Below are 12835 nucleotides of genomic sequence, written 5' to 3'. Positions count from 1 at the left end.
CAATACCTATCCGTTTTCCCCAAAAATTCCTTCTCTTTGCAGATTATTTGAGCTTATGCGCATTTCGTTGAATTGGTTGAAGGATTTTCTGGAATTGGATAAATCTCCGGAACAAATTGCAGACATACTTACCTCTTTAGGTCTGGAAGTGGAAGGGATGGAGACACAGGAGAAAGTTGCCGGTGGACTGAAGTCCGTTGTGGTGGGTGAGGTGTTGGAGGTGTGGCAGCATCCCAATGCGGATCGTTTGCGATTGACCAAAGTCAATGTTGGAAATGAAGCGATATTGCAAATTGTCTGCGGTGCACCCAATGTAGCGACAGGCCAAAAGGTTTTGGTCGCCCTGGAAGGTGCGGAACTTCATCCAACGACCGGTGAGCCTATTAAAATCAAAAAAGGAAAGATCAGAGGGGAAGAGTCCATGGGAATGATTTGTGCGGAAGATGAGTTGGGCATTGGACAAAGTCATGATGGAATCTTAATTTTAGAACCATCCGCTGTTCCCGGTACCAAGGCAGCTGATTACCTGAATCTGGAAAGTGATACCATTTTTGAAATTGGGCTGACCCCCAACAGGGCAGATGCAACCAACCATCTGGGCGTGGCAAAAGATTTGCTGGCCTGGATAAAGGTTCACGAAAACCCAACAGCAAAATTGAAAAATTCGATTGATCAAGATCTAATTAAACATCAGGTCAATCAATCAATTGAATTGGGCATCCATATTGAAAGAGCTGATTTGTGTCCAAGATATTCCGGCATTTGCCTGAAGAATGTGAAGATTGGGCCTTCCCCGGAATGGCTTCAACAGCGCATCATAGCCATGGATCTCAAACCGATCAACAATGTAGTGGACATCACCAACTTTATCATGTTTGACATGGGGCAGCCACTACACGCATTTGATTTACAAAAAATCGGAAAGGGCATAAGAGTTAAAACATTAAATGCCGGTACTTCCTTCCAAACATTGGATGGGGTAGAAAGAAAACTTCGGTCAGAGGACCTCATGATTTGCGACGATGATTCAAAACCTCTTTGCATAGCGGGTGTTCTGGGTGGCGCAGAAAGTGGAATCAGTGATGGGACCACTTCACTTTTTCTTGAATCAGCACATTTTAATGCCTCCTCCATCCGTAAGTCCAGCACCGCTCATTTGATCCGATCACAGGCTGCACGCACCTTTGAAAAAGGATCTGACCCCAACATTACACTCAAAGCTCTTCACAAGGCAGTAAGCCTCCTCCAGGAATATGGTGGAGCGCAAATAGCTTCTGAATGGATCGATATTTATCCTGAACCCATCCAGCCTGTTCAGATTGAATTAAAGTTGGATAAGGTAAACTCACTCAGTGGCCTTGATCTAAATGATGAGACTTTCAAAAAAGTTCTTTTTGCACTGGAAATGGAACTGATGGATCATCGGGATGGAAATTACCTGGTCAGCGTTCCAACCAATAAGCCGGACGTTACCAGGTTAGCGGATGTCACCGAAGAAATTACCAGGGTGTATGGTTTTGACCACATTCCGGTCCCGGACAATATTCGCATATCTTTTCCACAACATGTGCCTTCTTTGTTTTCCCTTAAAAAACAATTGGGGGATTGGCTTTGTGCCAGAGGACTTACCGAAATCATGAATATTTCTTTGGGGAATTCACAGCTTTGTCTGAAATCCGGCTTATGGAAAGAAGAAGAATTGGTTTATGTAAATAACACCTCCAACGTCTCGTTGGATATCATGAAACCGTCAACGGTGTTGAATGGCCTGGAAAGTATCCAGTTCAATCAGAACAGACAGCAATCCGATCTCGCACTTTTCGAGTTCGCGAAAGACTATGTAAGGAAAGGAGAGAAATTCAAGGAAGTCCATAAATTAGGTATTTGGCTTACAGGAGCAGAAGGAGAGGCCCATTGGACCAAGCCAAAACCGGACCAGGTAGGATTTTTTACTGCAAAAGCATTGGTCGATGGTATCCTTAGTTCATTGGGAATGGAGGGCATTGTTCAATCTGAGACGCACGCTGAACTGTTTTACAGTTATCAGTATGTTTGGAGTAAGCAGAATAGAAAGATTGCCGGTGCGGGATTGATTTCACAATCACTTTCTTCCCTTTATGAAATAAAGAAACCTGTTTTTTACGCCGAGATTGATCTGGCCATACTCTACCAATTGATGAGTGGTCAGAAGATTCAGTATCAGGAGGTCAGCAAATTTCCTTCTTCGAGAAGAGACCTGGCAGTTGTTATTGATGAATCTGTTCCATTTTCCAGTCTAAAGGATATTGCGCAAAGCAAGTCCGGAAAAAATCTCAGAGAGTTGAGTTTGTTTGATATTTACCGAAATGAAGAACAGCTTGGGCCGGGTAAAAAATCATATGCACTGAGTCTGCTTTTTGAATCCAGAGAAAGATCGCTCTCCAGTCAGGAGTTGGATATTCAGATGGATAAAATCATCAAGGCCTATGAAAAAGACCTCGGAGCCATTATCCGACGGTAATTACAAAGTTTATTTTTAAATAACAGAAAATTTACCTAAATTTGCATCAGGGGTTTTATGGCCGGTAAGAGGCTTATAAAGCTTTTTTTTTATAATATATATAGGTCTGTATCATAAGTTATTGTGAGAAAACCTGGAAGGAATTTGGGGCGTTGTAAAATGATTTAATCCGTTTTTGTTATTGTCATTATATTTTATGATTTTATACTTTGGTTCATTAGTGCAGTGTGAGGGGACAAATCCCCTGGTTTGAGCTTTAAGTATCCTTCCAAGCTTCCGGGACTAACATAACTAATTGATATTCAGGCTTCTTAAATCTTTAAGAGCATGGAAAGTATATTGGGATTATTGTTGGGAATCGCCGGAGGAGGTGGTGCCGGGTTTTTTATCGTCAGGAGCCTCCTTGTAAGATCCAACCAAAAGAAAGTTGATGAGATTAATCAGATTTCCGATCTTGAATTGGAAAAAGCCAAATTAGCCGCCAAAAGAATTCTGGACGAAGCTGAAAACAAAGCTGAAAAGATTGTTTCCAAAGCAGAAACCAAAAATGAGAGCATTAAGCAACAAAAAATTGGAGAAACAAAAGACAATTTCAACAGACTGAAGTCTGAATTTGAAAGTTTTAAGTCCGGTCAGATGATTGAACTTAAAGAGCGTGAACTCAAATTGGGTGTAATCGAAAAAGAAGTTAAAACGCTAAAACTGGATGTCGAGAACAGAGAAGCAGAGATTAAAACGGTGCGGGAAAATCTAGACAAGCAATTGAAAATTGTCGCCAAGAAAAAAGAAGAATTGGAAGAGGCCAATGAGAAGCGCATCCACGAACTTCAGCAAATCGCCAAATTATCAGAAAGTGAAGCAAAGGAAATTTTACTGACCGCGGTAAGAGCAAAAGCAAGTAATGATGCCCTGGTAATCGAACGGGAAGTAATTGAAAATGCAAAGGCAAACGCAAATAAAGAAGCCAAGAAAATTGTCATCCAGACCATTCAAAGGATGTGTGCTGAATACACGATTGAGAACAGTGTGTCTGTGTTCAATCTGGACAGTGACGACATCAAAGGACAGATTATCGGAAGGGAAGGGCGTAACATCAGAGCCCTGGAAGCTGCTACCGGTGCAGAAATTGTAGTCGATGACACCCCGGAAGCAATTGTCATCTCAAGTTTTGATCCGATCAGAAGAGAGATCGCCCGATTGTCCTTGAAAAGATTAGTAGCCGATGGTAGAATTCACCCGGCCAGAATTGAAGAAGTGGTAGCCAAGGTTAAAAAACAACTGGACGAACAGATAGTAGAAATCGGAGAACGTACCATCATCGACCTCGACATTCATGGATTAGATCCGTATTTGGTAAAAATGGTTGGTCGAATGAGATTTCGTTCTTCCTATGGCCAAAATCTATTGGAACACTCCTCTGAAACTGCGAACCTGTGCGCTGTAATGGCTGCAGAACTTGGATTGAATCCAAAACAGATCAAAATGGCTAAGAGAGCCGGATTGTTGCATGATATTGGAAAAGTGGCAGAAGAAGAATCAGAATTATCCCATGCTTTGTTTGGCATGAAACTGTGTGAAAAATACAACGAGCATGAAGTGATCATCAACGCAGTCGGAGCCCATCATGATGAGATTGAAATGAATAACATTATTTCTCCGATTGTACAGGCTTGTGATGCCATCTCCGGAGCGAGACCGGGTGCGCGTCGGGAAATTTTGGAAAGTTACCTTAAGCGGATTAATGAATTGGAGGAATTGGCGATGGCTTATGAAGGCGTATCCAAGGCATATGCTTTACAAGCAGGTCGTGAATTACGGGTAATTGTGGAGAGTGAAAAAGTTACCGACCAGTATGCGGATGATTTGGCATTCATGATCTCACAAAAGATTCAGGATGAAATGCAGTATCCGGGTCAGGTAAAGGTGACGGTCATCCGTGAAAAACGAGCAACGGCCTTTGCAAGATAAAATTCATTCGAAAGGTTGCTGTTACGATAAAAATTTTAATCTCGATTACAACGCATTCAACTTTGCATTGTAATCTGAATCTCTATATCTTTTGTAATCTGAAATAAATTGAGTCAGGTAAATTTTATGGGGATTAAGTAGAAATTAAACATCTTATGTAGCTGTATTAATTAGATTCCGACACCTCATATAGTTATCGAATGAGAAATTCAGATCGGCCTTTTTCATTTTAGCTAAAACTGATTTAAAAAGCGTTAAGAACAAAATACTGTTTGAGCTCGCTTGCAGAAATGCTGAAAAATTTATAACAGTAAAGCCTAGAGCTATTATATATGCTCAAGGCGAGTTTATTTTGTTTAGCTTTTTAGATCAGTTTTAGCGTTAAGAAATGAAAACAGCCTTGATTTTTTTTGGTTCTTTTTTGTATTAAGTTTATAACAGCGGCTCCGCTCTCAATCCTTTAAAGTAACTTGCGAGATGTAAAGCAGTGTTTACAAAAACCGTTTTTTGTTATGGTGCTCGCAGCCCCTTATCAAGTTTGGTAGTGTTCTTTGAATGACAATCCATTTTGGTGGTTCGCCTTTGGCGAAACCCCGTTTAAAGCTTATACGATAATTACTCAGAACCTTAACACTGCTTTCGTTTTATTCACTTTAAAATTTTAAGAAAATGAAAGAAAAAAAAACCAAAAGCATTTCCGATTATTTATCCTAACGCGGCAGGTATAGATATATCAAGCAAAGAACATTATGTAGCAGTTAATCCTGAATCCACTGAAAAACCAATAAGAGCCTTTGGCGCCTTTACTGAAGACTTACACGCCCTAGTTGTGTTTTTTAAAAGAATGCAAAGTAGATACAGTTGCTATGGAGGCTACCGGTATTTACTGGGTAAGTTTATTTTTAGTATTAGAAGATGCGGGTTTTGATGTTGTATTAGTTACAGCTAAACATGTAAAAAATGTAAGAGGAAAGAAAACAGATGTTAGCGATGCTGATTGGATACGTCAATTACACAGTTGCGGATTATTATCTGCAAGTTTTCAACCCGATAAGTTTACTCGTAAATTAAGAGCATATATGCGTCATCGAAAAAATTTAATTGAAATGTCAGCTACACATATTCGCATGATGCATAAAGCTTTAGAACAAATGAATATTAAAATACAACATGTTATTGCGGATATTACAGGTAAATCTGGACAAGAGATCATAAAATCCATCATAGCTGGTGAACGAAACGCAGAGATATTAGCATCTTGTTGCGATAGTAGAATTAGAGCTCATAAAAAGAGGGTATTATAAAATCCTTAACGGGGGTTTGGAAAGAAGAACACGTTTTTGAACTAGAGCAAAGTTATTCAATATATCAATTCTATCATCTTAAGCTAAAGGAATGCGATGCTAAAATAGAAGAGCATCTTCGTGAAAAATCCGGAGTAGATACATTTGTGGAGCCCCAAAAAAAGAAAAGAGTAATAAAAATAATTTGAATTTTAACGGAAAGGAAATGTTGTACGAACTAACGGGGACGGATTTAGCAGAAATTTTTGGGATTACGGAAACAAATGCTATAGAAATTATAAGCGAAGTCGGATTAGATATGAGTAAATGGCCAACGGTAAAACACTTTACATCATGGTTAAACTTAGCCCCGAATAATAAAATATCAGGAGGGAAAGTATTAAGTAGCCGGATTCCAAAAAAGAAAAACCACGCAGGTCAAATATTTAGAATGGCGGCGTTTGCCATACAGCGTAGCAAAAATTGGTTAGCGATGTTTTATAATCGTATAAAAGCAAAAAAGGGGGCGCCAAAAGCAATTGTTGCGACTGCAAGAAAAATTGCGGCTATTTTTTATAAAATGATAAAAGAAAGGGTTAAATTTAACCCAATACCAATCGAAAAATATATGGATGGGTTTAAAGAAAATCAAATTAAGAAGTTAAAACGACAAGCTAAAAACCTTGGTTTACAGATAGTTGAAATGTAGTTACTTAAGAGACAAAAAAGAACTAGGATAATAGGATGGAATTTAGGCCAACTTTAGTGAATAACGGGGTCCGCAAAACAGGTTTCTCCCGAAATTTTTGACTTGACCGAATAGATTTTCTGTTTGTGAAAAAGATTTCTGAAGTTAATTTTCAAAGCCAGCTGGCAAAAAAAAAGCTTGTCCTACGTGTGTAGAACAAGCTTTTTAAAATTTAGTACATTGAGATTTTTAATTATAAACAGATTCTTTTCCCAATTTTACAACCAACTGATAGTAAAACAGAATTCGGTGTTTGTTTCTGTTGCTGGAGCCAAATGCCTGAACCACCTCATCGATCGCTTGGTCAAGCGATTCGTTGTCCGCACATCCCAGTTTGCCAATCAGGAAATTTTGTTTTACCCGATCCAGCTCTGCCTGATCACTGGAAGACACCAGTGAGGAATCCGCGTTGTAAATGGAGGGGCCTAGACCTTTTGCTATTTTGGTAAGTAAGTCTTCGTTGACAGTCCAGCCCAGTTTAGTGGCTTCTGACAACATTTCTGAAACTTTTTCTTCGAATTGACTCATATGAATAAATTTAAAATTAATGAATATAAACTTGTGTCCAAATGTATTCAATTTTCCATTAGCGAATACAATAAATCATTAACTTTATTCTTGTTTCAAGCCTATAATCGTCCCGATTTCCTCCACCGGTCATTTTTAAGTTAAAAAACCGTTCAATTTGGCCCTTGATTTGAATTCAGATGAGAATAATCTGTATATTTCGGCTTTATTATAAATATCAGTATGAAGTTAAAATTACTCGTTGCATTTGGTTTGCTGCTGTGGTCAGGGGCAGACCGCATCATTGCGCAAGACATACATTTTACTCAATTTGAATTTTCTCCCCTCCATGTCAATCCGGCAAATGTGGGCGGTTTTAATGGTTCTTACAGAATAGGGGGCATTTTCAGAGATCAGGCGGCTTCTATTACCGGACTAGGATCTGAATTCAGAACGCTCAACTTCTACATTGATGCGACCTTTCCCTGGGGATTTAGAAAGAAGGATTGGGTAGGCTTCGGTATGAACTTTCTTCAGGACAGATCAGGAGCCATAGGATTGGGTACCGGTGGATTTATTGCACAGGCATCCTACCATCTTGCATTGGCCAAAGGAAGTGACATTTCATTGGGCGCTCAATACGGAGGAGTGAACATGAACATTAAGAATAAAGACAAGGCAATCTTTGAAAGTGGCATCAATAATCCCGGTGGAGGAAGTGCCGATTTGGGTAAATTACAGGACAAGGCTAATTATACGGACATTTCCATAGGCCTTGCATACAATACATCCATCAGCGCTAAAAAACATGGACTGAAAATTGGTTTTAATGCAGGACGGGTAAACAATCCAACTGTAAATCTCAGTTCCGGGGGCTCAGGAAATAAATTAGGCACATTATTAACCGCCCAGGCAGGGATGGATTATCACTTGAATGAAAAAGTAGATGTGCGTCCCATGTTGTGGATCCGAAATTTAAAAACTTTTACTACCGTGGTTCCTCAATGCATGGTCAGCTATTTGTTTAATGTTGAAAAAGGAATCCGTCTGAATGGAGGACTCGGTTATAGAATTGGGGATGCAGCCCAGGTTATGCTTGGCATGGATATTAAAAAAATAAGATTCCAGGTGGGGTATGACCAGACACTTTCATCACTTAGCTCTTCACAGAGTCCCGGCGGTTTTGGGGCTATCGAGTTTGGCATTATGTACGTGGGTACCGTGACCAAAAAACCGAATCCAAAACCAAAAGTATTTTGTCCAAGATTTTAAATCACTTATTGAATTTTCCTGATTATGAATAAAATATTCATTACCTTTTTGATATTCTCCACCATTTCCTTCGGATTATTTGGACAGCCGGTCAGTGGCAACACACCAGCCGCCTTGATTAAGTCCGGTGATGAACAAATCGAAAAAGGTCAATACTACAACGCCCTCGACCAGTATGAGAAGGCCTATAAAGAAATAAAAGAAAAGGATCTTGCCATTAAAATTGCCAAGACTCATTTTTTACTGCGAGATTACAACAAATCTGCAACCTGGTTTGGTCGGGTCCTCAGCAGAGATAAGAGCAATAAATATTTTGAGGAGCGTGTCGCCTATGGCAAAACCCTTAAAATGAATGCTCAATACACAGAGGCAGCAGCTGAGTTCAGCAATTATTTGGCGACCGGTCAAGACAGCACATTGTTGACAATAGCTCAAAATGAACTGGCCGGAATTGCCTTACTGGAAACCATGAAAGAAAATGTAAGTCTGATCGTCAAAAATGCCGGTAACCAGGTGAATAATCCTGAATCGCAGAGCAGTCCTGCCTTAGACGTTGATGGCAATTTATACTACGGTTCGCTCTCTTCCAAAGATTCTAAAGAAGAAGGCGGGGTGCATTTTAGTAAACTTTTTCAATCTGCTTACTCAGAAGGAAAGGGATATGCGAAAGGAACCGAACTGGAAGAATTGATCAATAGGGAAGGATACCACAGTTCTAATGTGAGTTTTAGTAAAGACGGAACCATCATGTTTTTTACAAGGACACTGTCAGAAGGTGGACACATGGATGAAAGTAAAATTTATGCCTCTTCCAAAACAGCGTCAGGCTGGAGCCCGGCACTCGAAGTGACCGGCGTGAATGGAGATTATATGTCCAGACATCCCTACGAAGGTGAATTGTTTGGAAGTAAAGTACTCTTTTTCTCCGCAAACATTCCAGGTGGGAAGGGAGGATTCGATCTTTACTACGCCACTAAAACAGGAGAAGGACAATACAGTGAACCTGTAAATTTGGGAAGTCTGAACACCGTTTCTGATGACCTGACTCCTTTTTATCAGGACGGAAAACTTTATTTCAGTTCTGAAGGATGGCCTAATATCGGTGGCTTTGACGTTTTTGTTTCCAATTGGAATGGATCCGAATGGTCAGAACCAAAAAATGTAGGCACACCGATCAATACTTCGACCGATGATCTTTACTACCGAGTAAGTGCAGATGGGGAAAGAGGATTTCTCGTATCGAATCGACCTGATCCTGAATCCAAGTCACTTAAAGGCAAAACTTGCTGTGATGACATTTATTTGGTGAACAAAAGAAAGTTGGTCATCGAATTAAACGCCATTGCTAAAACAGAAGCAAAAAAGCCACTCAAAGGCATCACTTGCCAGTTGGTGGAAATGAGCATGGGTAAAGAAGGAAATATCCAAACTAAATCCAACTCTGAAGGAAATCAGGTCAACTATCTGTTGGATAAGGACAAGTCCTATAAATTAGTAATTTCTAAAGATGGATATTTTCCACAGGAGATTCAATTGAATACAGTTGGAATTACTGAAGATCAGGTTATCAACAAAGAGTTTCTCTTCAAAATGATGCCTCCTGAATCAGATATTGAAATTATTACGATCAATGAACCAATCAGATTAAGCAACATCTATTATGATTTTGACGACGACAAAATATTAAAGGATGCCGAAAAGGATTTAAGTGCCATTTTGGATTTGATGAGTAAATATCCCAATATGGTCATCGAACTTGGATCGCACACGGATTCCAGAGGAGACGATACCTATAATCTTAAATTGTCAGAAAGAAGAGCCAATTCAGCTCGAAGGTGGTTGGTGAATAAAGGAGTGGATGGCAAAAGAATCAAGGCTAAAGGGTATGGAGAAACAGTGATCCTGAATAATTGCACCAATGGGGAAGACTGCAGCGACGACGAACACAGATTTAACCGCAGGACTGAATTTAAGATTCTCGAAGGACCAACTACCATTGAAGTCAGAAAAGAAGTCCTCAACAAAAAAGGGAAGGCTTCAAAAAGATAAACATTTTTGAATTTAAAATATAAGGCACCTGGTTTAACGTTTTAAACCGGGTGTTTTTTTTCAAAGACTATGAAACCGATATGTTTTTTTTTCTGTTCCTGTTCAATTTTGATAAGCCTGTTGTGCTGTGCATGCCTAAGTTCTAAAGTTCAGATGGCTGAAATGCCTGCTGTACAAAAGGAACAGGCCAATCCTCCTGCCGATACGATTATAGCAGTTGCCAAAATTGAATTTGATTCCAGCAGCTATGATTTCGGAACCATCCGCCAGGGAGAGGTGCTGGAGAAGGTAATCTATTTTACCAATTCAGGCCAGGCTGACTTGAAGATTGAATTAATCACTGCCTGCGAATGTACCACACTGGATTATACAAGACTGCCTGTAAAGCCCGGACAAAGAAGTTCAATTAAGATCAAGTACAATTCCAAAGACAAATCGGGACCTCAAACGGTGGATCTGGACATCCTTGCCAACACTTCCACCGGTTTCAGCTACACCAAATTCAAATTATTGGTAGAAAAGTAAAGCCCTTTGCCGACGACGAGGTAGAATTGGTCCGTAGATCCTTTCAATTCATATGTCATTTATGGCTGATTTATAAAAGGATGACGATGGCAGTTTAATAATTTAAATTTATTTTAATTATTTTTTGTCAAATTATATATTATATATAAGTATAATGTGTTATTCAATATATATCAATATAATATATAAGAAAAAAGCATGTATTTAACAAATTTTCGTCTGAAGTCCTTTCGACTTATTAAAAGGGATTTATTTGTTTAAATTACAGTAAATCAAACTTTAAAGCATATAATTATATGTAATATATTTATCACCTAATTAGTAGGGGGAAACCCTGATTTTTTAAAAAAAGACTTGACAATATTTGGATAATCAAAAAGGGCTTTCTATATTTGTGCTGTATTCTTCCCTTTGTTTCTTTAGATCGATTCCGATCTAATGCCGCAATCATGTTGCTATTTCCGTAATTGGATTTAGCGTTAGATTAATTGAATTTGAAAACTATAAAATCTAAAAAACATGAGGCAATTTCTTTCAACTGCAAGAAAATTAATGGTATGCTCCCTCGCATGCTTGTTTTTCTTACCCTCCTGCGTTAAAGATGATGCGACTGTTGATGTGGCGCTCGTTAACAAACTTTCCAATGAAAAAGGTCAGATTTCTACCGAATGGATGAATCTGTCTCTTGAGTTAACAAAAGAGACTCCCGGTTTCACCGTTCCTGTTGCTGCCAGAGCTTTTGCTTATATCGGATTGGGCATGTATGAAGTTTTGGTTCCCGGTATGAAAGATTACAAATCCATGCAGGGTAAACTTGCCGGATTTACACCTGGTACCATGCATGATGTTAATTCTGGTAACCTGGATTGGGGGCTGGCTTTTAATGAAAGCATGTATCATTTGTACAAAATGATTTATAGGAATTCAAGCCCTGCAGGTTTGGAAGCTATAGAAAAGTTATACAATAAGTACCAGAATGCCATTCTTCCCAATGTTACCAAAGCGGTGGCAGAATCCTCCATGGCCTATGGCGCTGCTCAGGCTTCCGCCATCTATAATTATTCCAGAACAGACAATCAGGAGGATGCTTTCTTGAATAATTACCCAAGCAATTATACCGGACCTAACGGCCAAGGCTTTTGGTCACCAACTTCTAATAAAATTCGCAAGCCACTCCAGCCTTACTGGGGACAGGTAAGAACTTTTCTTGCATACCACACCATCAAAGCAGAGATGATTGCTCCGCCTAATTTTAGTGAAGACAAATCATCCTCTTTTTATGCTTACGCATTGGAAGTTCGCAATAGAGTAGAAAACCTAAGCCGTCAGGAAGAGATTATGGTTAAATATTGGAATGATGAGCAAGACAACAGCATCACACCTGCTGGACACCTGATGTCAATTTTGGCTCAGATACTGAATACAGAAAATAAGGACCTTGGCTTTTGTGCGTTCGCATTTATGAAGTTGGGCATTACCCTCCATGACGCAACTGTTATGGCTTGGAAAACTAAATACACATACAATACAGTAAGACCTGAAACTTACATTCGTCAATACATCGACAATGACTTTTTATCCCTTATCAATCCAACTGCTACTCCTGAGTATTCTTCCAGTCCGGCTGCTTTAGCTGCCGCCAGTGCTGAAGTGTTGGGTGGATTGTTCGGTTATAATTATGCATTTACCGATAGGACTTATGAGTTCAGAAAAGACATTGATGGATCTCCTAGATCATTCAAATCATTTTCACACATGGAAGAAGAAATTTCTACTTCAAATCTTTACGGCGGTATCCACTATAGATTTAGTTTGGAGGCCGGAGAGAAACAAGGCGTAGAAATCGGAAAAGGTGTAAACGCTATCAGATAATAAATAGGTTTTGATTAAGAGTTTCCCCGGATTGACTTCAGTCCGGGGATTTTTTTTGTCCCAACTTGAACACCATTGATAAAAAGCATTCATAAACAGTACTCCTCAACT

9 protein-coding genes are annotated in these 12835 nt (G+C 39.4%); 8 read left to right on the top strand and 1 reads right to left on the bottom strand.

Annotated elements, in window-relative coordinates; translation table 11 throughout:
* The first annotated feature begins 55 nt into the window (after nucleotides 1-55).
* The 4 genes from IPJ53_13730 to IPJ53_13715 all read left to right on the top strand — a co-directional run bounded on the left by IPJ53_13730 (nucleotide 56) and on the right by IPJ53_13715 (nucleotide 6460).
* On the top strand, nucleotides 56-2500 hold the full coding sequence (locus IPJ53_13730) for a phenylalanine--tRNA ligase subunit beta (protein ID MBK7800157.1): 2445 nt from the start codon (nucleotides 56-58) through the stop codon (nucleotides 2498-2500).
* 327 nt (nucleotides 2501-2827) lie between these two features.
* The gene (gene rny / locus IPJ53_13725; protein ID MBK7800156.1) at nucleotides 2828-4468 is read left to right on the top strand and encodes a ribonuclease Y; all 1641 of its coding nucleotides are present in this window, start codon (nucleotides 2828-2830) and stop codon (nucleotides 4466-4468) included.
* Nucleotides 4469-5334: 866 nt separating this feature from the next.
* Nucleotides 5335-5772, top strand: coding sequence for a transposase (locus tag IPJ53_13720; GenBank protein ID MBK7800155.1), 438 nt, complete (start codon nucleotides 5335-5337; stop codon nucleotides 5770-5772).
* A 184-nt stretch (nucleotides 5773-5956) separates the two neighbouring features.
* Nucleotides 5957-6460, top strand: a complete 504-nt coding sequence (locus IPJ53_13715) for an IS110 family transposase (GenBank protein ID MBK7800154.1) — start codon at nucleotides 5957-5959, stop codon at nucleotides 6458-6460.
* Between the two features lie 228 nt (nucleotides 6461-6688).
* On the opposite strand, the gene IPJ53_13710 is transcribed toward IPJ53_13715, so the two are convergent.
* Nucleotides 6689-7027: a DUF2853 family protein gene (locus IPJ53_13710; GenBank protein MBK7800153.1), complete on the bottom strand. Its 339-nt coding sequence runs from the start codon at nucleotides 7025-7027 to the stop codon at nucleotides 6689-6691.
* 222 nt (nucleotides 7028-7249) lie between these two features.
* On the opposite strand from IPJ53_13710, the gene IPJ53_13705 reads away from it, so the two are divergent.
* The 4 genes from IPJ53_13705 (at nucleotide 7250) to IPJ53_13690 (ending at nucleotide 12724) form a co-directional block, all read left to right on the top strand.
* On the top strand, nucleotides 7250-8278 hold the full coding sequence (locus tag IPJ53_13705) for a PorP/SprF family type IX secretion system membrane protein (GenBank protein ID MBK7800152.1): 1029 nt from the start codon (nucleotides 7250-7252) through the stop codon (nucleotides 8276-8278).
* Nucleotides 8279-8302: 24 nt separating this feature from the next.
* Nucleotides 8303-10327 carry an OmpA family protein gene (locus IPJ53_13700; protein ID MBK7800151.1) on the top strand — a complete coding sequence of 675 codons (2025 nt, stop codon included), beginning with the start codon at nucleotides 8303-8305 and terminating at the stop codon, nucleotides 10325-10327.
* 162 nt (nucleotides 10328-10489) lie between these two features.
* The gene (locus IPJ53_13695) at nucleotides 10490-10852 is read left to right on the top strand and encodes a DUF1573 domain-containing protein (protein MBK7800150.1); all 363 of its coding nucleotides are present in this window, start codon (nucleotides 10490-10492) and stop codon (nucleotides 10850-10852) included.
* 519 nt (nucleotides 10853-11371) lie between these two features.
* On the top strand, nucleotides 11372-12724 hold the full coding sequence (locus IPJ53_13690) for a hypothetical protein (protein ID MBK7800149.1): 1353 nt from the start codon (nucleotides 11372-11374) through the stop codon (nucleotides 12722-12724).
* The last annotated feature ends 111 nt before the right edge of the window (nucleotides 12725-12835 follow it).

It is taken from the genome of Candidatus Vicinibacter affinis (assembly GCA_016714365.1).
GTDB classification, from domain to species: domain Bacteria; phylum Bacteroidota; class Bacteroidia; order Chitinophagales; family Saprospiraceae; genus Vicinibacter; species Vicinibacter affinis.
Note: the sequence above shows the minus strand (reverse complement) of the source record. Positions and strands in the feature narration are given on the sequence as shown.